General features: G+C 67.8%; 18 protein-coding genes. 5 read left to right on the top strand and 13 right to left on the bottom strand.

All coding sequences use genetic code 11. The annotated features are described in order from the left end of the window. Positions 1 to 4: 4 nt before the first annotated feature. From QPK32_RS00220 to QPK32_RS00245, 6 genes are all read right to left on the bottom strand, one after another. Positions 5 to 610, bottom strand: a complete 606-nt coding sequence (locus tag QPK32_RS00220; protein ID WP_290410773.1) for a hypothetical protein — start codon at positions 608 to 610, stop codon at positions 5 to 7. Then, positions 607 to 1,782, bottom strand: coding sequence for a PilW family protein (locus QPK32_RS00225; protein ID WP_290410774.1), 1,176 nt, complete (start codon positions 1,780 to 1,782; stop codon positions 607 to 609). Before QPK32_RS00225 ends, QPK32_RS00220 begins: the two co-directional genes overlap by 4 nt. Beyond that, positions 1,779 to 2,132 carry a hypothetical protein gene (locus QPK32_RS00230; protein ID WP_290410775.1) on the bottom strand — a complete coding sequence of 118 codons (354 nt, stop codon included), beginning with the start codon at positions 2,130 to 2,132 and terminating at the stop codon, positions 1,779 to 1,781. The genes QPK32_RS00225 and QPK32_RS00230 overlap by 4 nt, the downstream gene beginning before the upstream one ends. An 83-nt stretch (positions 2,133 to 2,215) precedes the next feature. Next, positions 2,216 to 2,842, bottom strand: coding sequence for a GspH/FimT family pseudopilin (locus QPK32_RS00235; RefSeq protein WP_290410776.1), 627 nt, complete (start codon positions 2,840 to 2,842; stop codon positions 2,216 to 2,218). After that, complete coding sequence (locus tag QPK32_RS00240) at positions 2,830 to 3,288, bottom strand: type IV pilin protein (RefSeq protein WP_290410777.1); 459 nt, start codon at positions 3,286 to 3,288, stop codon at positions 2,830 to 2,832. Before QPK32_RS00240 ends, QPK32_RS00235 begins: the two co-directional genes overlap by 13 nt. 191 nt (positions 3,289 to 3,479) lie before the next feature. Continuing rightward, positions 3,480 to 3,995 (bottom strand): GNAT family N-acetyltransferase, encoded by a 516-nt coding sequence (locus QPK32_RS00245; protein ID WP_290410778.1) that lies wholly within the window; start codon positions 3,993 to 3,995, stop codon positions 3,480 to 3,482. Between the two features lie 166 nt (positions 3,996 to 4,161). On the opposite strand from QPK32_RS00245, the gene QPK32_RS00250 reads away from it, so the two are divergent. Continuing rightward, a complete protein-coding gene (locus QPK32_RS00250) occupies positions 4,162 to 6,522 on the top strand; it encodes a GH92 family glycosyl hydrolase (RefSeq protein WP_290410779.1) in 2,361 nt (786 codons plus the stop codon). After that, positions 6,522 to 8,819 carry a GH92 family glycosyl hydrolase gene (locus tag QPK32_RS00255; protein ID WP_290410780.1) on the top strand — a complete coding sequence of 766 codons (2,298 nt, stop codon included), beginning with the start codon at positions 6,522 to 6,524 and terminating at the stop codon, positions 8,817 to 8,819. The genes QPK32_RS00250 and QPK32_RS00255 overlap by 1 nt, the downstream gene beginning before the upstream one ends. A gap of 38 nt (positions 8,820 to 8,857) precedes the next feature. Here the strand turns inward: QPK32_RS00255 and QPK32_RS00260 are convergent, their stop codons facing one another. Beyond that, positions 8,858 to 9,430, bottom strand: a complete 573-nt coding sequence (locus tag QPK32_RS00260; RefSeq protein WP_290410781.1) for a TetR/AcrR family transcriptional regulator — start codon at positions 9,428 to 9,430, stop codon at positions 8,858 to 8,860. A 156-nt stretch (positions 9,431 to 9,586) separates the two neighbouring features. Between QPK32_RS00260 and QPK32_RS00265 the strand changes: the two genes are divergently transcribed. Further along, positions 9,587 to 10,588, top strand: a complete 1,002-nt coding sequence (locus tag QPK32_RS00265) for an NADP-dependent oxidoreductase (RefSeq protein ID WP_290410782.1) — start codon at positions 9,587 to 9,589, stop codon at positions 10,586 to 10,588. Between the two features lie 7 nt (positions 10,589 to 10,595). Here the strand turns inward: QPK32_RS00265 and QPK32_RS00270 are convergent, their stop codons facing one another. Next, positions 10,596 to 11,462, bottom strand: a complete 867-nt coding sequence (locus QPK32_RS00270; protein WP_290410783.1) for a DMT family transporter — start codon at positions 11,460 to 11,462, stop codon at positions 10,596 to 10,598. A gap of 302 nt (positions 11,463 to 11,764) precedes the next feature. Between QPK32_RS00270 and QPK32_RS00275 the strand changes: the two genes are divergently transcribed. Next, on the top strand, positions 11,765 to 12,235 hold the full coding sequence (locus QPK32_RS00275; RefSeq protein WP_290410784.1) for an Lrp/AsnC family transcriptional regulator: 471 nt from the start codon (positions 11,765 to 11,767) through the stop codon (positions 12,233 to 12,235). A gap of 34 nt (positions 12,236 to 12,269) precedes the next feature. On the opposite strand, the gene map is transcribed toward QPK32_RS00275, so the two are convergent. Continuing rightward, positions 12,270 to 13,037, bottom strand: a complete 768-nt coding sequence (map, locus tag QPK32_RS00280; RefSeq protein ID WP_290410785.1) for a type I methionyl aminopeptidase — start codon at positions 13,035 to 13,037, stop codon at positions 12,270 to 12,272. Next, positions 13,034 to 13,258, bottom strand: a complete 225-nt coding sequence (locus QPK32_RS00285) for a ParD-like family protein (protein ID WP_290411372.1) — start codon at positions 13,256 to 13,258, stop codon at positions 13,034 to 13,036. Before QPK32_RS00285 ends, map begins: the two co-directional genes overlap by 4 nt. Positions 13,259 to 13,425: 167 nt before the next feature. On the opposite strand from QPK32_RS00285, the gene QPK32_RS00290 reads away from it, so the two are divergent. After that, positions 13,426 to 14,271: a hypothetical protein gene (locus QPK32_RS00290; protein ID WP_290410786.1), complete on the top strand. Its 846-nt coding sequence runs from the start codon at positions 13,426 to 13,428 to the stop codon at positions 14,269 to 14,271. A gap of 12 nt (positions 14,272 to 14,283) precedes the next feature. On the opposite strand, the gene QPK32_RS00295 is transcribed toward QPK32_RS00290, so the two are convergent. From QPK32_RS00295 to QPK32_RS00305, 3 genes are all read right to left on the bottom strand, one after another. Further along, positions 14,284 to 15,615, bottom strand: coding sequence for a diguanylate cyclase (locus QPK32_RS00295; protein WP_290410787.1), 1,332 nt, complete (start codon positions 15,613 to 15,615; stop codon positions 14,284 to 14,286). A 175-nt stretch (positions 15,616 to 15,790) separates the two neighbouring features. Continuing rightward, positions 15,791 to 17,260, bottom strand: a complete 1,470-nt coding sequence (locus tag QPK32_RS00300) for a sodium:alanine symporter family protein (RefSeq protein WP_290410788.1) — start codon at positions 17,258 to 17,260, stop codon at positions 15,791 to 15,793. Between the two features lie 198 nt (positions 17,261 to 17,458). Beyond that, entirely contained in the window at positions 17,459 to 19,717 is a 2,259-nt protein-coding gene (locus QPK32_RS00305; protein WP_290410789.1) for a TonB-dependent siderophore receptor, read from the bottom strand. Positions 19,718 to 19,767: the final 50 nt, after the last annotated feature.

Consider the following 19,767-nt stretch of genomic DNA (forward strand, 5'->3'; position numbering starts at 1 on the left):
GTTCTCATGCCCCGATCAGCACGACCATCTGGTTCGTCACGCTGGCGCCGCGGCCGCCCGTGATGCGCGACGTGATCACGTAATGGATGCGCGGCGCGCCCGCGTACTGGGCGGTGTCGGTGGCCAGGCTGGTGCCCAGGGGCGTCGTGTTGCCGAGCGTTGCGGTGTTGGCGGCGGTCTGCGTACAGAAGGTGCCCTGCGCGTCGTAGGCGCCTTCCTTGCTGCACAGGCGATGGATCACGTACTCGATCGTCGCGCCGGTGTCGGTGTCCGTGACGACCTTCTTGTCGGCCCAGAAGTTGGTGTCGCGCGGCGTCAGGCCGATGGCCAGCCCGGCATGGTAGCCCTGGGTCGGGATGTCCTTCTCGAGCGCCGTGCGGTTGCTGGCCGCGGTGGCGCTGAGCCACTGGAAGCCGTCAAGCAGGCCACGGTCGGCCGCGCGGCCGAGCGTCGCGTCGTAGGCCAGGTTGCCGGTGGTAAGGCCCGTCGAGTGCACGGACTTCAGCAGGTAGATCCCGCCGATCAGCATCAGGGCCAGGATCACCAGCACGACGGGCAGCGCGATGCCGGCATGGCGCCGGAGGCGCGCGGGCAGGAGGGTGGACATCATTGCGGCGGCCTCCAGCCGGCGTTGCGCAGGGTGACAACGGTTTCGAACACGCGGTAGCGGTAGCAGCGCCAGTCGACGGGGTCGCCGGCCACGGCCACGTCCAGCGTGACCGGCACGGCCGCCACGCCCTGCGGGACCTGGCCAGCGAACACGGTGGGCTGCACCGTCGTCGCCGTGCAGGCGCTGCCCTGGCCGGGATGCTCGGCCGCCTTGCTGCGCGCGACCACGGCCAGGCGCACCGCCGCGATGCGCTGCCAGTCGCCGGCGTCGCCGTTCACGCCGGAACCGTCGGCGTCGACCATCGTGGCGGACCACTGGCCGACCTGCAGCCCGCCGTCCGGCTGGAACGCGCCGCCGGCGCGCATGTCGAATCCGTACTGGGCCTTCAGGGACACGATGTTGTCGGCGACCGCCGCGGCGCTCGCGGACGAACCGCCGTCGCCGGTGGCGCGCAGCTGCAGGTAGCCGTCGGCCACGGACCACGTGTGGAAGGACAGCGAGGCCGCCGGCCCCAGGTCGAACACGCGCGAGGCGGCGCCCGTGAAATTCGCGCCGAGCTGCCCGCTGTTGTAGCGCAGGCCTTCGCTTTGGGCAATCCTCAGCGACGGCTCCGCATCGTTCATCGCGCTCGCCCCGCTGACCTGGGCCAGCGCGCAGCGGCCGCCCGGCTGTTCGGGAGCGACGACGATGACGTCGCCCACGGCGAAGCCCCAGGGAAAGCGATCTACCCGGATGGACGTGCCACCGGCGTAGTCGGCGGTCAGGCGCAGCGTGCCGGTACCCGCCAGCGCGCTGCCCGAATAGAAGCTCACGCGGTCGGGAGCCGTCCCGTTCGCCGCGATGACAACCGGCGCCAGCGGCGTGATCGCGGCGCCGGCGCGCGTCGCGCCCGCGAGCGCGAATGCCTCGGTATCGCTGAATTCCGTGTTGCAGCCGGCGATGATCGGATCGTTCAGGCCGAATCCGGCCTGCTCGGCATCGCTGCTCAGCGAGAACAGCGCGACCATTCCGTTCTGCATCGAGTCGGAACCGCCCAGCGCGGACTGGCGCACGGCCTCGTTGCTCGTGAACAGGCGCAGCGCGAACAGCAGCGCCAGCAGGCCGACGACCACGCTGACCATCAGTTCGACGAGGGAGAAGCCGCCGGCCGGGCGCGCGCCAAGTCGTTTCATGTCGACGGCGCCAGCCAGGCGGAGACGGTATGCGAGTTCGCGGCCATGCCGCTCTTGCGCGTCCACGAGATCGTAACGGAGACTTCGGTACGGCCGGCGGCGGCGTCGGGGGCGACCGCCACGGTCACCTGCGCCCCGGGGATGTGCGCGCGGCTGCGGGTCTCGTTGTACCACGGAGCGAGCCGCTCGCCGGGCGCGCCGCCTGCAGCGATCTCGTACGCGGCCAGGTTGGCCTGGTCGAGCGCCATGATACCCAGCAGCTTGTTGGCGGCGACGACGGCCTCGGCGCGCATGCCCGCGTCCGCGAGCGCACCCTGCGAACGGGCCTGCAGGCCGAGCGCACCCAACACGCCGATCGCGAGCAGGACGGCGGCGACCAGGACCTCGACGAGGGCGATGCCACGCTGGCCGCGGACCGCTGGTGCGCGCGCCCTCATGGCGGGCACCCGCGTGCCACGTGGGCGGCGGCATCGGCGTCGCACACGGTGGCCACGCCGGACAGGGTCACGGCGACCGTCAGCGTCTTGAAGGCGCCGCGCCGGCCCGGACCCGGCGAGATCGTCAGCCGCTGCAAGCGCGCGGGGATGCGCGCGTCGACCCAGCCGAGCGGCGTGAAGTAGATGCTGGTGGCGCCGGATGGCGCGAGGCCCTGGGTGATCTCGTCGGAACCCGGCATCGCCACGGCGCTGCGCTGCACGGACGTGAAGGTCGGATCCGCGGCCGCGGCGGGCGGCGTCTCCGTGCCCGACCATGCGCCATTGTCGGCATCGCACGGGTCGCCGTCGACCGGCTTGCACAGGTCCACCCGCCAGTCCATCTGGCCGTTCGCCGCATTCTCGGTGAGCACCAGCCGGGTGTTGATATTGCGCGCGATGGCCTGGTTGCGCGCCAGCGTCAGGCCTTCCTGGTAGAATGCGGCCGCCGCCGCGGCCTTGCGGCCCAGGATCAGGTTCGACATCGAGGGCATCCCGACGGCCAGCAGGATGCCCATGACGGCGACCACGACCGCCGCCTCCACCAGCGTGAAGCCCGCGCCGCGCGCGCGCCTCACTGGACGCACGTGCTCCCCTTGCGGTCGATCCAGCAGCTATCGCTGGTGCCCCAGGCGTTGGCGTTGAAGGTGCCCAGGGTCTTGCGGTTGCCGTTCTGGTCGATGGTGTAGCTGAAGCCCACCATCTGGTTCTTGCCGGTGGCCTTGACGACGAAGGCCGAATCGCTGGCGCTGACCAGCGTGAAGTCGAAGTTCTCGGCGCTGGGCATGCGGCTCGGCGTGCCCTGGTCGAGGTGCTCGTAGGTGTGATTGTTGTTCCAGAACTCTTCCGCCGCCGTCTGCACGCTGCCCAGCCCCGTGAAGGCTTCCGTCAGGCGCGCCCGGATCACGTAGTCGCGGTACTGCGGCACGGCGATGGCCGACAGGATGCCGACGATCGCGACGACGATGAGCAGCTCGATCAGCGTGAAGCCGCGCGCGCGCCGCGGGCTGGGCGTGGTGAAGTTCATGAACATGGAATGAATAGTTTCCGCACGTCAATATTACCGCAACGGATGGATTTTTGGTCGTAAAAAAACCACGAAACCTCACGTTTTGCGGGCGGGCCCAAGTCGAAATCGGACCGGCTTGCCCTTCAGACTACGAGATACATGCTCAAGAAGATAACAACCATTAGTTGCAAAGCAATGTCGAGATCAACTTGCCATCAGCGTGCCTCGCCCGCGCTGCGCAACATGTAGAGCGCGCCGGGCGGATAGCTCGCCAGCGCCGCGGCGTCCCCCTGCGCCGCAACATAGCCGAACCCTTCCCAGAAGCAGCGGGAGTCCTGCACCGATACCAGCGCCGCATGGGCCAGGCCCAGCTGCGCGCCGGCGTCGTGCATGCGCTGCACCAGGCGCCTCGCCAGTCCCTTCCCCAGCGCACGCGGCGCCACCGCCAGGTCGTGCAGGTACAGCGTGTCCGCCACCTCGGGCACCCTGAACGCGCCACCGAGCGGCGTCACCTTGCCGCGCAGCGAAGGATAGGCGAACAGGTAGCCGCACACGCCGCTGCCGTCGCAGGCGACGAGGGCCGTGGCGGGCGCCGCGCGCCGCCGCGCCAGCACGACGTCCGCTCCTTCCTGCATCGCCGCCGGATAGCATGCGGCCTGCACGGCCAGCACGGCGTCGAGGTCGTCGTCGCGCATGGCGCGCAGCAGGAAGGATGGAGCTCGGTCGGTCATCGGATGGCGGGATGGAGGAATTCGGCCCGCATTATCCGCTAAACGGCGGCGCCTGTTTAGCTGTCTTACTAAACATGGGGTGGCCGGAGCATTTATATTGCCGAGCCAGAAAATTTCGCGCTATGTTTCATGTTCGTTACCAACAGCATCATCAGCAGGAGACAGAATGCGTTTTCGTACCCCCCTCACCGCCGCGGCGCTCGCCGCGGGTATCCTGTGCAACGGCGCCTCATTGGCCCAGACCGTGGCCCAGACCGTGGCCCAGGCCACGGCGCCCGCCGGCGCCAAGACCGCCGAAGTGAACGTCTTCATCGGCACGGGCGGCGACGGCCACACCTTCCCCGGCGCCACGCGGCCGTTCGGCATGGTGCAGGTGAGCCCGGACACCCAGGTGCGCCACTTCAAGCAGAGCTACCCGTGGGCGGCCGGCTACCGTTACGACGACAATTCGATCCTTGGCTTCTCGCACACGCACTTCTCCGGCGCCGGCCACTCCGACCTCGGCGACATTCTCCTGATGCCCACCAGCGACGAACTGAAGCTGGACCCCGGCTATCCCGAGCGCCCGTTCAGCGGCTACCGCTCGCGCTTCTCGCACCAGCAGGAAAAGGCCGAGCCGGGCTACTACGCCGTCAAGCTGCTCGACAACGACGTCGACGTGGAGCTCACCGCCAGCGAGCGCGTGGGCCTGCACCGCTACCGCTTCAAGCCGGGTTCCGACGCGAAGGTCATCCTCGACCTGCGCCAGAGCATCTACGACTACGCCAGCAAGAACCTGTGGTCGCGCCTGCGCCTCAGGGGCAAGGACACCATTACCGGCATGCGCGAGACGCGCGGCTGGGCGCCGGGCCGCCAGCTGTATTTCGCCGTGCAGTTCTCGCGCCCGTTCGCCGAGCACCAGCTGATCAACCGCGAGGAAGGCGTCGAGTACCGCGGCTTCGCCTCGCCCGGCAAGAACCCGCGCGAGAAGGTGCTGGTCGAAGGCAAGGCGCTGGAAGCCACCTTCGATTTCGGCAAGCCGGCCGATAATACGATCCTCGTGAAGGTCGCCATTTCTCCGGTCAGCGAGGACAATGCCCTGGCCAACCTGGCCGAGATGCCGGGCTGGGACTTCGACGCCGAACGCAGGAACGCGCACGACGCCTGGGAAAAGGCGCTGTCCGCCGTGGAAATCGAGGCACCCCAGCCGATGAAGCGCATGGTGTACACGAGCCTGTATCACGCGCTGCTGGCGCCGACGCTGTTCATGGACCGCGACGGCCAGTACCGCGGCCCGGACAACCAGGTGCACCGCGCCGACGGCTTCCGCTTCCACTCCACGTTCTCGCTGTGGGACACCTACCGCGCCCTGCACCCGCTGCTGACGCTGATCCAGCCGGAGCAGCAGAATGTCGACTTCGTGCGCTCGCTGATCGAATCGCAGAAGGAAAGCCCGTACGGCATCCTGCCCGTGTGGCAGTTCGCCGGCCTGGAGACCTGGTGCATGATCGGCTACCACGCCGTCCCCGTCATCGCCGACGCCTACATGAAGGGCCTGAAGTTCAATGCCGACGAGGCGCTGCGCGCGATGACGGCCAGCGCCGAGTACGGCCCCTACGGCGGCCTGCAGCACTACATGAAGCTGGGCTACGTGCCGATCGACCTGGAACCGGAAGCGGCCTCCAAGACCGTCGAGTATGCGTTCGACGACTGGACCATCGCCCGCATGGCCGAGAAGATGGGCCGCAAGGACGTGGCGGACCGATACTTCAAGCGCGCCCAGAACTGGCGCAACGTGTTCGACCCGAAGACGGGCTTCGTGCGCGCCAAGAAGTCGAACGGCGAATTCCGCACCCCGTTCAACCCCGTGCAATCGAACTTCGGCAGCGACTACACGGAAGGCAGCGCCTGGCAGTATTCCTGGTACATGCCGCACGATAACGCGGGCCTCGTGAAGATGCTGGGCGGCGATGCTGGCCTGATCAACAAGATCGACCAGGTGTTCGACGCCAAGGTCGACGAGAACGTCTACGCCCACATGGAAGACATCTCGGGCCTGATCGGCCACTACGCCCACGGCAACGAGCCGTCCCACCACGTCGGCTACCTGTACAACTTCGCCGGCGCGCCGTGGAAGACGCAACAGCGCCTGAAGCAGATCGTCGACAGCCAATATAAAGACGCGCCGGACGGCCTGGCCGGCAACGACGACCTGGGCCAGACCTCGGCCTGGCTCGCGTTCACGTCGATGGGCTTCTACCCGGTTGCGCCGGGCAGCAACGAGTATGTGCTCGGCCGCCCCTTCGTCGAGCGCGCGACGCTGAACCTCCCGAACGGCAAGCGCTTCACCGTGCGCGCCGAGAACCTGTCGGACGCCAACGGCTACGTCGGCGCCGTCACGCTCAACGGCAAGCCGCTGGCGAAGAGCTTCATCCGCCACGAGGAAATCATGGCCGGCGGCGAACTGGTGTTCCGCATGCAGGCGACGCCGAACAAGGACTGGGGCAAGGAGCGCGGCGCGCGCCCGTACACCCAGACGGCCTACTGATGCGCGCCCTCGCCTTCTTCATGATGCTGGCCGCCAGCGCGGCCAGCGCCGCCGACAAACCGGCGCCGCTCGACCACGTGAACACGCTGATGGGCACGCAGAGCAAGGTCGAGCTGTCGAACGGGAACACCTACCCGACCATCGGCGTCCCCTGGGGCATGAACTACTGGACGCCGCAGACGGGCAAGATGGGCAACGGCTGGGCCTACACCTACGACGCCGACAAGATCCGCGGCTTCAAGCAGACCCACCAGCCCTCGCCGTGGATGAACGACTACGGCCAGTTCGCCGTCATGCCCGTCACGGGCGAGAAGCGCTTCACCCAGGACGCCCGCGCCAGCTGGTTCTCGCACAAGGCGGAAGTCGCGCGTCCCGACTACTACAAGGTCTACCTGGCCGACAGCGACGTCACCACCGAGATCGCGCCCACCGAACGGGCGGCCCAGTTCCGCTTCACCTTCCCGAAGACGGACCAGGCCTGGGTCGTGATCGACGCGTTCGACCGCGGCTCCTACGTCAAGGTGCTGCCGGACCAGAACAAGATCGTCGGCTACTCGACCCGTTATGCGCGCGGCCCCCTGCCGAAGAACTTCCGCAACTGGTTCGTGATCGCGTTCGACAAGCCGTTCAAGTCGGCCGAGCTGTGGGACGGCGACAAGCTGCAGGCCGCCGCCGTGCGGGAGCTGCAGGCCGGCCACGCCGGCGCCATCGTGGGCTTCGCCACGGCCAAAGGGGAACAGGTGCGCATGCGCGTGGCCTCGTCCTTCATCAGCCTGGAGCAGGCGGAGCTGAACCTGCAGCGCGAGATCGGCACGGACGATTTCGACGCCACCCGGACCAAGGCCGCGAAGCGCTGGAACGAGGTGCTGGGCCGCGTGGAAGTCGCGGGCGGCAGCATCGACCAGCAGCGCACCTTCTATTCGAGCCTGTACCGCATGGTGCTGTTCCCGAACAAGCTGTACGAGGTCGATGCCGGCGGCAGGAACGTCCACTGGAGCCCGTACAACGGCCGGGCGCTGCCCGGCACCATGTTCGCCGGCACCGGCTTCTGGGATACCTTCCGCGCGCTGTACCCGTTCCTGAACCTGGTGTACCCGGCGATCAACCGCGAGATGCAGGAAGGCCTGGCCAACGACTTCAAGGAAGGCGGCTGGCTGCCCGAGTGGTCGAGCCCCGGCTATGCGAACGTCATGGTCGGCAACAACTCGGCCTCGGTCGTGTCGGAGTCCTGGCTGAAAGGCTTGCGCGGCTACGACATCGAGACACTGTGGCAGGCGCTCGTCCACGGCGCCAACAACGCGGGGCCGATGGAAGCCGTGGGCCGCGCCGGCGTCGAGCACTACAACAAACTTGGCTACGTGCCCTACGACGTGGGCATCAACGAGAGCGCCGCGCGCACGCTGGAATACGCGTACGACGATTTCGCCATCTGGCAGCTCGGCGTGGCACTGGGCAAGCCGAAGTCGGAAACCGACGTCTTCGCGCGCCGCGCCCGCAACTACCGCACGCTGTTCGACCCGGAAACGGGCCTGATGCGCGGGAAGAACAAGGACGGCAGCTTCCAGTCGCCGTTCAATCCGTTCAAGTGGGGCGACGCGTTCACGGAGGGGAACAGCTGGCACTACACCTGGTCCGTGTTCCACGACGTCGAAGGCCTGATCCGCCTGATGGGCGGGCGCGACCAGTTCGTCGCCAAGCTCGATAGCGTCTTCACGATGCCGCCCATCTTCGACGAGAGCTACTACAAGGAAGTCATCCACGAGATCCGCGAAATGCAGATCGCCGGCATGGGGCAGTACGCCCATGGCAACCAGCCGATCCAGCACATGATCTACCTGTACGATTACGCGGGCGCGCCGTGGAAGGCACAGTACTGGACGCGCGAGGTGATGAACCGCCTGTACCGCGCCACGCCGGACGGCTACTGCGGCGACGAGGACAACGGCCAGACCTCGGCCTGGTACGTGTTCTCCGCGCTGGGCTTCTATCCGGTGACGCCGGCAAAGGACCAGTACGCGCTGGGCGCCCCGCTGTTCCCGCAGGCGCGCCTGCACCTGGAGAACGGCCGCACCGTGACGATCGACGCGCCGGGCGCGAGCGACGACAGGCGCTACGTCGACCAGCTGCGCGTGAACGGCGCGGCGGTGGACCGCAACTGGCTGGGCCACAAGGAACTGATGCAGGGCGCGAAGCTCGACTTCCGCATGTCGGCCCAGCCGAACATGCAGCGCGGCGTCAAGCCGGAATCGGCGCCGTATTCGATGTCGACGGATCCGGCGGCGCCGCCGGCACCCTGACCGGATCGCTCGGCGAGGGCGGGCACCGGGTGCCCGCCCTACTTTTCCGCGCGCAGCCGCGGCAGCACCGCCTGCCTGCTGACCTCCAGTATCTCGTCCGCCAGCGCCGCATCGTCCGGACACGCGCGCGACAGCACCATGGCCCCCACGATCTGCGACATCGTCGCGATGCGCCGCGCGCGCGCCGCCGCCGCAGAGGCGCCTTCCGCACCGTCCGCCGCGGCCAGCGCCGCCAGCAGGCGCTCGATGCCGTCGGCGAACTCCCGCTTCACGGCCTCCGGCTGGCGCGCCGTGTCGCCGGCCAGGGCGGCCATCGTACAGCCGTCGCCGGGCGCATCGCGATGGCTGCGCGACAGGTAGGCCTCCACGAACGCGGCCGCGTCGACGGCCACCGCCTTGTCGGCCAGTTGGGCGAATCCCGCGCAAGCCGCTTCCGCCATCAGGTCCGTCTTCGAATCGAAGTGGCGGTAGAAGCCGCCATGCGTGAAGCCGGCCGCCCCCATCAGGTCGGCCACCCCCACCCCGTCGTAACCACGGGTGCGAAACAGCGTCGATGCCGTGTCCACGATGCGCGCCCGGTTCGCCTCCACCTGCGCCTTGCTGATTTTCATACCCCGCCTCCGCCGGAACCAACCATTCAAGCCGGATTATACGGCGATGATAACCATCATCAAAAATCTTGACACCATTGATGATGCATATCATCATTAAATCGAGCGGCTGCGCTGCGCGGCGGCCCGACTACGACCAGGGAGGAGTGAAGAAACATGAAGGCTTTCGTCATCGACCGCTACAGCAAGGATAGTCCGGGCCGGCTGGCGGACATCTTGCAGCCGCGACTCAGGGAGGACGAGGTGCTGGTGCGCGTCCACGCGGCCAGCGTCAACGTGCTCGACAACAGGATCCGGAGCGGCGCGTTCAAGAAGATCCTGCCGTATCCGCTGCCCCTCGTGCTCGGCAACGATTGCGCCGGGACGGTGGTGGCGGCCGGCGCCCGCGCGCAGCGCTTCCAGGCCGGCGCAGCAGTCTATGCGCGGCTCGGCGCGGAGCGCATCGGCACGTTCGCGGAATACGCCGTCGTGCGCCAGGAAGCGCTGGCGCGCAAGCCCGCCAACCTCGACATGAAGGAGGCAGCGGCCCTGCCGCTGGTGGGCCTGACGGCCTGGCAGGCGCTGGTGGAGATCGCCCGCCTGCAGGCGGGCCAGCGGGTGCTGATCCATGCGGGGTCGGGCGGCGTCGGCACCATCGCCATCCAGCTCGCCAAGTACCTGGGCGCCTTCGTCGCGACGACGACGGGCACCGACAACGTCGGCTGGGTGAAGGACCTGGGCGCTGACGTCGTGATCGACTACCGCAAGGAAGATTTCGCCACGCGGCTGGAAGGCTACGACGTCGTGCTGAACAGCCAGGGCAAGGAGGTGCTGGAAAAATCGCTGCAGGTTCTCAAGCCGGGCGGCCACCTGGTGTCGATCTCGGGGCCGCCGACGCCCGACTTCGCCGCGCGGCAAGGCCTCTCGTGGCCGATGCGCCTCGGCGTACGCCTGATGAGCCGGCGCATCCGCGCGCAGGCGAAACGGCGCGGCGTGACCTACACGTTCCTGTTCATGCGTGCGGACGGGGCGCAACTCGACAAGCTGGCGGCCCTGGTCGAGCTGGGCGCGATCCGGCCGGTGATCGACCGCAGCTTCCCGCTCGAACAGACCGCGGAAGCCCTGGCCTACGTCGACCGCGGCCGCTCCAAGGGCAAGGTGGTGATCGACGTGGCGTAGGCGCGGATCAGCGCTTGCGCATGCTCGACAAGGCGACGCCCGCCAGGATGATGCCGAAGCCGGCCGCGTGGTACAGGTGCGGCGCCTCCTTCAGCAGCGGCCAGGCGGCCAGCGTGGCGAACAGCGGGATCAGGTAGACCGACATGCTGGCGCGCGCCGGGCCGGCGATGGCGACCAGGCGGTCGAAGCAGAAGTAGGCGCCCAGGCTCGGCACCACGGCCAGGAAGGCCAGCGCGATGTACACGCGCACGTCGCCGAAGTTCGGGACGTTCCCGGTCGCTGCCTCCAGGGCGGCGAACGGCGCCAGCACGAGGGCGCCGCCGAGGATCATCGCAGCCAGCTTGACGGTGCCGGGGAGCGGGGGCAGCGGCAGGCGCTTGTTGAACACCGTGTACAGCGACCAGCCGGTGGCGGCCAGCACCACCCACAGGTCGCCGCTGCCGAACTGGAGCTGGCCCAGTGCGGTCACGTCGCCCTTGGACAGCACGACCAGCACGCCCAGGATCGCGAGGAACATGCCGCCGGCCTGGCGGCGCGACAGCGGCGCCTTCCACACCAGCGTCTCAATCATGGTGACGAGCGCCGGGCAGGCCGCGAAGATGATCGCCACGTTGGCCGCGCCCGTATGGCGGGCACCCACGTATTGCGGGGCGACGGCAACGCCCATGCCCAGGCCGGCCAGCAGGAACAGGCGCCGCCAGTTGGCGGCCAGCAGGTGGCGCTGGGCCCACAGGCGCGGGCCGACGGTCGGGACCAGGATCAGGAACGCGAGCGCCCAGCGGCCGAAGGCGAGGAACACGGGAGGAATGTCGGCGCCCTGGGCCCAGCGCGCCACCACCAGGTTGGCGGCGAACAGCGCGGGCGTTACGAGCATCAGCGGCAACTCGGCATTCAAGACATCGCTCGAAACGCCTACTCCGGATCGTGAAACTGCTTCCGACACGAGAACTCCTGTAATGAATGCGGCAAGCCCGGCATGAAGCCGTCCTGAATGGGGACGGCGCGACCGGGGCGGGGTCGCTTGATCAGCGAGCTGCGATGTTAAATGATGCGGCGCAGAATAGGCTTTTGTTTGATAGCGATAACAGCGCCAATTTTCGAAGAATCCTCTTCACATGACCTATAATGAAGAAGGATCCTCTACGTAACCTGGGCAATAAAGATGGAAGGCTTGACATGAAAGACGGCCAGCTCGACGAGATCGACCGCCAGATCCTACGCGCGATGGCAAGGGATGGAAGAATCAGCAACCAGAAGCTGGCCGAGACGGTGCACCTGTCGCCCACGCCTTGCTGGCACCGCGTGAAGGCGCTGGAGGAAGCGGACTACATCACGGGCTATGCGGCGCTGCTCGACCAGCGCGCGCTGGGGATGCCGGACACGGTGATCATCGAGGTCACGGTGGACCGCCACGACGACGAGATCTTCAAGGCGTTCTCGGACGCGCTGGCCGAGCTGCCCGAAGTGATGGAGGCCTACCTGCTGTCCGGGGAATACGACTACCTGATCAAGGTGGCCGTGTCGGGAACGGAAGGCTACGAACGCTTCCTGCGCCAGAAGCTGTACAAGCTGCCGGGCGTGAAGCATACCCGGTCGACGTTCACGCTGCGCTGCCTGAAGCGCGCGCCCTCGGTGACGCCGTCCTAGCGCGCAGCGCGCTCGCGGCGCGCCCGCCCGGGCGTTACTGCGGGACGCGCTCGTCCGCGCGCAGGGTCAGCACGCGCACGCCGTGGCGCGTCACGGCCACCGTGTGCTCGAACTGGGCGGACAGCTGCCCGTCGCAGGTGACGACGGTCCAGCCGTCGTCCTCGGTGCGCACCGCGTGACGCCCCTGGTTGAGCATCGGCTCGATGGTGAAGACCATGCCTTCGCGCAGCACCAGGCCGGTCTGCGGCCGGCCCCAGTGCAGCACCTGCGGCGGCTCGTGCATCTCCCTTCCGATGCCGTGGCCGCAGTATTCGCGCACCACCGAATAGCCGTGGCGGCGCGCATGGCGCTCGATCGCGTGGCCCACGTCGCCCAGCCGGGCGCCGGGGCGCACCGCCTTGATGCCCTTCCACATCGCCTCGTAGGTCACCTGCACCAGCCGTTTCGCGGCCGGCGCCACGGCGCCCACCAGGTAGGTCTTGCTGGAATCGGCGATGTAGCCGTTCTTTTCCAGCGTGATGTCGAAGTTGACGATGTCGCCGCTGCGCAGGATGTCCGCGTCCGACGGCACGCCGTGGCAGACCACCGCGTTGCGCGAGGCGTTCAGCGCATACGCATAGCCGTACTGGCCCTTGCTGGCCGGGCGCGCCCGCAGCTCGCCCACGATCAGGCCGTCCACGAGGTCGTTGACCTGCATGGTCGACATGCCGACCAGGTCGAGCTTGTCCAGGCGGCCGAACACGCTCGCGAGCAGCCGGCCCGCCTCGGCCATCAGCACGATTTCTTCCGGGCGCTTGGTCATGACGCGACTTTCAATCCGTGCGGCACGGGGCCCTCCGTCCCGACGCCCGCGGCCCGCAATTCGCGCGCGACGATCTCGTTGAAGCCGAGCGTGGGATTCATCTCGCACAGCATGCCGATGCGGATCCAGAACGCGGCCTGGGCATTGATCGACCGGTAGGACACCGTGCTCGCCTTGCGGATCTGGTCGTGCAGTTCTTCTTCGATATTCACGATACCCATCATACGCTCCATATACAATCCATATCCGAAGTACATATTCGAAATGCCGACTTGCACAAGCTGTCGTGCATGGTGTCGCGCTGCGCCGACGCGACGGGAGGCGCGGGACGATTTGGATGGACAGCGCAGGCGGCGGTGCTATGCTGGTAGTGGAACAGGAGGCAGCCATGGACAAAGGACGCACCCTCGCGGCACCGCTCGTCGGCTTCGCCTGCTGCGGGCCCGCCGCCGCCGACGTCGACGGGAAGGCGCAGCTCGCCAGCCTCGGCTTCATGCTGGCCGACCTCGCTCCCGGCGACGGCATCGCACCCGGACTGACCTTCATGCCGGATCCCTGGGCGCCGCACGCGGGTTCGGTGTACATGACCTATTCCGAACGCTTGCCTGGCGGCGCCGACGTCGTGTCCTACGCCGACCTGCGCACGAGCCAGGACAGCCGTCCGCTCGCGCTGGCGTACGGCTGGCAGCAAGCCGCCATCGGCGCCGCGCTGGCCCGGCGCGACGATCCCTTGCAGCAGGTGCTGAGCATCGACACCCGCATGCCCGTCGGGGCGCGCACGCGGATCGCCACCCAGGACGTGGACAGCGACCACCTGGCCTTCTTCGTGACGCCGCACACCGCCGTCACCTTCTACGCCACGCTGGCCGCCACGGGAAGCGTGGACACGGGCACGCAGATCGCCGACGGCAGCAACAGCTTCAGTGCCCATGGCCAGCTCAAGCTGCTCATCGAACAGCCGGAGGGATGGTGGTCGTCCGACCTGGCCGACGCCGAGCTGAGGGCCGACCAGTACCGTCCGGTGCTGGACGATACGGCCATCCTGCTGGCGTCCATGGCCAATCCGGCCGATGCCGCGGCCATGGGAACGGTGGAGATGAGCCTGGCCGGATCGGCGGTCTCGGTCACGCCGATTCCCGAACCCGCCCCGGCCGCGCTGTTCGGTGCCGGCACCGCACTGCTGGCCGGACTGGGCGCGCTGCGGCGCCGACGGCTGCGCGCAACGCGAGGGTAGCGGCCCGGCGCGTCAGGCCGACAGGCGGCGCCCGGCCAGGGCGCCGCCGCACACCCGGTTGCGCCCGTCCTGCTTGGCCTTGTAGAGCATGGCGTCGGCGCGCAGGAACAGTTCGTTCTCGCTTTTCTGCTCGGGGAAGGCCGCGACGCCGGCGCTGAACGAAAAATGCCGCACGTCGCCCGGCGCCACCTCGAACGGGATGGCGCCGAACGCCTGGCGCAGCGCGTCCAGGCGCCGGCACCCTTCGTCCAGGCCGCAGCCATCGAAGACGACGACGAATTCCTCGCCGCCGAAGCGGCTCAGCAGGTCGCCCTCGCCCAGGTGCGCCTGCAGCACCAGCGACAGGCGCTTGATGACGATGTCGCCGAAGCTGTGGCCCCAGGTATCGTTGATGGTCTTGAACTTGTCGATGTCGATGACGCCGTAGGCGAACGGCCGCCCCTGGCGCGCGGCCTGGGCCACGAGTGCCTGGGTCCTGCGCTGCAGGCCGACCTTGTTCAACAGTCCGGTGGCGCGGTCCTTGCTGATCAGGTCGCGGTTGATGCGGATCTTGTCGGCGCGCCGCACGAGTTGCCCGGCCAGCAGCGCGGGATCGCCGCCGGCCAGGATCGCGTCGAAGCCGCTGTCGAGCGCGCGCCGCGCCAGCGCCGGGTCGTCGCGCCCCTGCAGCAGGATGATCTCGCGCACGGGATCGGCTTCCATATCCTTCTTGAGTACGCGCACGAGCGCCTCGGTGCGCGCATATTCGGCGTCCGTGACCAGCACGATGCAGGGCTGGCGCTCCTTCACCTGCAGGTGCAGCGTCAGCGGGTCGGCGTGGTGGGCGACCTGCACGCGGCGTGCGCGCAGCAGGTCCTCGTCCCAGGCCGGCAGCGCACCGAGCAGGATCGCGTCCACGATCTCGCCGTGCTTCTTCTGGACGAACAGGTTGAACAGCTTGTCGACGAGGACGTCGTTGGCGATCGGCTTTTCGGCGTACGCCAGGCAGTGCGTGTCCACCAGGCGCTGCTGCAGCAGGAAGCGGCCGCCCTGGCGCGCGCTCTGCAGGTAGATGTAGTCGTGGTCGGGCGGCAGGCTTTGCAGCAGCTCGCCCAGCATCAGCGTGCGGCGGCCGTCGCCCTGGTCGGCCTGCATGTTGTGGATGGCGTCCAGGTCGATCACGAACAGGCTGTTGCCCTCTTCGGCGGCCACCGCCGCCACGAAGGCGCGCGCCTCGTGGAAGAAGCGGATGTCGAAGTCGTACTTGTGCGCGTGGAGCTGGAGCTCGGCCTGGTTGTCCTTGATGAAGAAGCTCTGCGACAGCATCAATACGTGGTTCTTGTATAACGGTGTGCCGCTTTTCATGGTTCCGCCGATGTCCGTATCAGATGGTTGCCGACTTGCGCTTTCACATTACCGTCGCCGCGCCGGCGCCGCAACCCGGATCGACAAGGATCCGGGCTGCGGCCCCGCCGGCCCATCCGGCGAGGCCGACATGATAGGGTGCGCACATGACAGGTTCATGTCGCGCGCATGCACTTCACTGCTCGTGCACGGCCCTTTCCTCGCGCGCACGCGCCGCCGCGCGCCCTTCCCAGTAGGCGGCGTTGGCGATGCCGAGCGTGGCCGGATCGAATTCCGGCTCCTTGCCCGCCTTCTTCTGCGCCTCGTAGTCGCGCAGGCACTTGAAGGCGACGTTGTGCAGCAGGACGATGGCGACGATGTTCAGCCATGCCATCAGGCCCACGCCGATGTCGCCCAGCGCCCACGCCACGTCGGCCGTCTTGATGCAGCCGTACACGGTGGCGGCCATCATGCACAGCTTGAGCACGAAGCTCATCCACGGACGGTGGGCGGCGCGGTTGATGTAGGCGATATTGGTTTCGGCGATGTAGTAATACGCGACGATGGTCGTGAACGCGAAGAACAGCAGCGCCAGCGCCACGAACAGCGAACCGAAGCCGGGCATCACGTTTTCCAGCGCAGTCTGCACGTAGCCCGGTCCCGCGGCCACGCCGTGCACGCCCGTGTAGATGGGCGAGCCGTCGGCGCGTTCGACGTTGTACTGGCCCGTGATCAGCAGCATGAAGGCCGTGGCCGAGCAGACGAACAGCGTGTCGATGTACACCGAGAAGCCCTGCACGAGGCCCTGCTTGACGGGATGGCTCACCTCCGCCGCGGACGAGGCGTGCGGGCCGGTGCCCTGGCCCGCCTCGTTGGAATAGACGCCGCGCTTGACGCCCCACTGCACCGCCATGCCGACGATGGCGCCGAAGGCCGCGTCCATGCCGAAGGCGGAGCTGAAGATCAGCTTGACGACGCCGGGCAGCTGGCCGATGTTGAGGAACACGATGACGCAGGCGACGATGATGTAGGCCAGCGCCATGAAGGGGACGACGATTTCGGCGAACTGCGCGATGCGCTTGATGCCGCCGAAGATGATGAAGCCCAGCGCGATCGCCAGCAGGGCGGCCGTGACGTTCGGGTCGATGCCGGTGGCCGTCTTCAGGCTCTCGGCGATGGAATTGGCCTGCACGCCGGGCAGCAGCACGCCGGTGGCGAGGATGGTGGCGATGGCGAAGGTCCATGCGTACCACTTCATGCCCAGGCCCTTCTCGATGTAGAACGCGGGGCCGCCGCGGTATTCCTTGCCGATCTGCTCCTTGTAGACCTGGCCCAGCGTGGACTCGACGAAGGCGGAGCTGGCGCCCAGGAAGGCCACGGCCCACATCCAGAACACGGAGCCGGGGCCGCCGAAGGTGATGGCCGTCGCCACGCCGGCGATGTTGCCGGTGCCGACGCGGCCGGCCAGCGTCATGGCCAGCGCCTGGAACGAGGACACGCCCTGCTCCGAACTCTTCCCTTCCATCATCAGGCGCAGCATTTCGCGGAAATGCCGCACCTGCAGGAAGCGCGAACGCAGCGAAAAATACAGGCCCACGCCAAGGCACAGGGCAATCAGGGCCGGGCTCCAGATGATCCCGTTGATACTGCCGACCAGCTCTTCCATCGTCTCTTCCCATGCTGTGCGGCCGGCGGGATGCCGTCCGCAAAACCGGTAAGATACCTGAGACGTTGCAATATATCTATCCGAAATTCACCAAAAACGGACGTCCCGGAACACGGCCGCCGCCGATGCACGCGGATGGCCCTGCGGCGCACCGCGGCGACGCCGGAATGCACCGCCGCGGCGCACCCGCCGCTGCCGTCAGAACTTCGCCCGCAGCGACACCAGCACGTTGCGCGGGTCGCCGTAGTAGTTGCCGATCGTGTTCGGGCTGTACTTGGCGTAGTACACCTTGTCGAACAGGTTGTTCACGTTCGCCTGCAGCGACCAGGTCGGGTTGAAGCGGTAGGCCGCCATCGCGTTGGCCACGGTGTAGCCGCCCTGGCTCGCCGTCAGCGCGCCGGCGCGGACGTAGCTGTCGCCCTGGGCCTGCACGCCGCCGCCGAACGTCCAGCCGGACAGCATGCCGTCCGGACGCCAGGTGGCGAACACGCGCAGCTGGTGCTTCGGATCGATGCTGCGCAGCGGCTGGCCGACGTTGGACGCCGTGCTGTCGCTCAGGTACTTGGTGCGGGTATTGGTGTAGCCGCCCTGCAGCTCGACGCCCGGCCACACCTCGCCGGACACTTCCAGTTCCCAGCCCTGGCTGCGCTGCTTGCCCCCGTCGACGTAGCAGTAACCGGTCGGGTACCACGGCAGGCACGGGTTGCCGCCGGCCAGGTCCTGGGTGGCCTTGCCCTCGTTATCGATGCGGAACAGCGACAGCGATCCCGTCAGGCGGCCGCCGAAGAATTCTCCCTTCAGGCCCGCTTCGTAGTCCTTGCCGGTCACCGGCTTCAGGATGCCGCCGCAGGCGTCCTTGTAGTTCTGCGGCGTGAAGATCTCCGTATAGCTGGCGTAGGCGCTGACGTTGCGGTTGATGTCATAGGTGATGCCGGCGTAGGGCGTGGTCTGGCGGTCGATCTTGTAGTTGCCGCTCGGCGCGGTCGGTACGACGTATTCCCACCAGCTCAGGCGCGCGCCCGCCAGCACCGCGAGCGGGTCCGTGATCGACAGGCGCGTGGTGGCGTACACGCCCTTCTGGCTCGTCTTGTTGCCCGGCGCGGAATACGGCGTGGTACCGACGGTGGTGATGGCCGGCTGCGCGTAGCTCGTATGGGGGTTCCAGGTGCGGATGTCGACATTGGCCATGGGACCCAGGTTGAAGACGCCCGAGGTGCCGATGGTGTCGTAGTCCACCTTCTCGGCGCCGACGACGAGCGTGTGCTTGCGGCCGAACGCCTCGAACGGGCCGTCCGCGGTGAACGAATAGACGCGCTGGTTGCTGGTGTCGCCCGTGTACGCCGAGGTGCTGACGTTGAACAGATAGGGGTTGGTGGCGCCCGCCGGACGGGTGAAATAGGACTGGAGGAAGCCCCACGGCTTGATCTTCAGGCCCGTGTACTGGGCGCCGGCCCGGACGTTCCAGCCGTTCGCGAACCGGTGGTTCAGTTCCAGCATCGCCTGGTCGTTGTAGCGGTTCCAGCGGTTCCAGTCCGTGCCCAGGTAGGTCGAGCGCGGGAAGTTCAACGGGCTGCCGTCCAGGTTCACCGGCAGGTTGCCCCAGGCGCCCGTCGCGTCCAGGTCGGTGTGCTGCAGGCTGGCGGTGAGCGTCGTGTCCGGCGTCAGGTCCGCGTCGACGACGGCGTACAGGACTTCGCGGTCTTCCTTGCGCGCGTCCTGGAAGAAGTCCTTCTTGTCCTTCACGGCGACGACGCGGCCGCGCATCGTACCGGCCGCGTTCAAGGGGCTGGACACGTCGGCCTCGACGCGGCGGCGGTCCCAGCTGCCCACGATGGCCGAGGCGCTGGCCTGGAAGTCCTTCGTCGGGCGCTTGCGCACCAGGTTCACGGCCGCCGACGGATTGCCCGATCCGCGCAGCATGCCTGAGGCGCCGCGCAGTACTTCGATGCGGTCCAGCACGGCCGTATCGGGCTGGATGAACATCGTGCCGCCCTGGGTCATGGTCATGCCGTCGATCTGCAGCGCGTCGATCTGGTAGCCGCGAGAGTAATAGTTCACGCGCTCACTGTCCGTGTAATCGACGGTCACGCCGGGAATATTGCGCATCACGTCGTGCAGGTCGGGCAGCAGGCGGTCGTCGAGGAACTGGCGTGTCAGCACCGTGACGGGCTGCGGCACTTCGCGGATATCGTCGATGCCCTTGAACACCGAGGCCTTCCTGGCCGCGAAACCGTCCTCCTTTTCCGTGCTGCCCGTGATGGTGACGGTCGATACCGGACGGTCCGTCTCTTCCGGCGCGGGCGCACTTGCCGGCGCGGCGTCGCCCGCATGGGCGGCATGCACGGCGAAGGCGGTGGCGCAGCCGAGGGCGGCACGCAGCATCGCGGCCCGGGCAGTGCCGCGCAGGGGGAAGGGATGGAAGGGAGCGGCGGCCTCGGCCTGCGGGCGGAACGTCATGGGACTCCTCGAATAGGCGGTAGAAACGATTGCGAACGCTAATGGGAATC

This window comes from Massilia sp. YIM B02763 (assembly GCF_030412015.1).
GTDB lineage: Bacteria > Pseudomonadota > Gammaproteobacteria > Burkholderiales > Burkholderiaceae_D > Telluria.

Coding starts and splice junctions, on each gene's coding strand:
- QPK32_RS00220 (WP_290410773.1), bottom strand. CDS start 610: ATGATGTCCACCCTCCTGCCCGCGCGCCTCCGGCGCCATGCCGGCATC.
- QPK32_RS00225 (WP_290410774.1), bottom strand. CDS start 1,782: ATGAAACGACTTGGCGCGCGCCCGGCCGGCGGCTTCTCCCTCGTCGAA.
- QPK32_RS00240 (WP_290410777.1), bottom strand. CDS start 3,288: ATGTTCATGAACTTCACCACGCCCAGCCCGCGGCGCGCGCGCGGCTTC.
- QPK32_RS00245 (WP_290410778.1), bottom strand. CDS start 3,995: ATGACCGACCGAGCTCCATCCTTCCTGCTGCGCGCCATGCGCGACGAC.
- QPK32_RS00250 (WP_290410779.1), top strand. CDS start 4,162: ATGCGTTTTCGTACCCCCCTCACCGCCGCGGCGCTCGCCGCGGGTATC.
- QPK32_RS00255 (WP_290410780.1), top strand. CDS start 6,522: ATGCGCGCCCTCGCCTTCTTCATGATGCTGGCCGCCAGCGCGGCCAGC.
- QPK32_RS00260 (WP_290410781.1), bottom strand. CDS start 9,430: ATGAAAATCAGCAAGGCGCAGGTGGAGGCGAACCGGGCGCGCATCGTG.
- QPK32_RS00265 (WP_290410782.1), top strand. CDS start 9,587: ATGAAGGCTTTCGTCATCGACCGCTACAGCAAGGATAGTCCGGGCCGG.
- QPK32_RS00270 (WP_290410783.1), bottom strand. CDS start 11,462: ATGCTCGTAACGCCCGCGCTGTTCGCCGCCAACCTGGTGGTGGCGCGC.
- QPK32_RS00275 (WP_290410784.1), top strand. CDS start 11,765: ATGAAAGACGGCCAGCTCGACGAGATCGACCGCCAGATCCTACGCGCG.
- map (WP_290410785.1), bottom strand. CDS start 13,037: ATGACCAAGCGCCCGGAAGAAATCGTGCTGATGGCCGAGGCGGGCCGG.
- QPK32_RS00285 (WP_290411372.1), bottom strand. CDS start 13,258: ATGGGTATCGTGAATATCGAAGAAGAACTGCACGACCAGATCCGCAAG.
- QPK32_RS00290 (WP_290410786.1), top strand. CDS start 13,426: ATGGACAAAGGACGCACCCTCGCGGCACCGCTCGTCGGCTTCGCCTGC.
- QPK32_RS00295 (WP_290410787.1), bottom strand. CDS start 15,615: ATGAAAAGCGGCACACCGTTATACAAGAACCACGTATTGATGCTGTCG.
- QPK32_RS00300 (WP_290410788.1), bottom strand. CDS start 17,260: ATGGAAGAGCTGGTCGGCAGTATCAACGGGATCATCTGGAGCCCGGCC.
- QPK32_RS00305 (WP_290410789.1), bottom strand. CDS start 19,717: ATGACGTTCCGCCCGCAGGCCGAGGCCGCCGCTCCCTTCCATCCCTTC.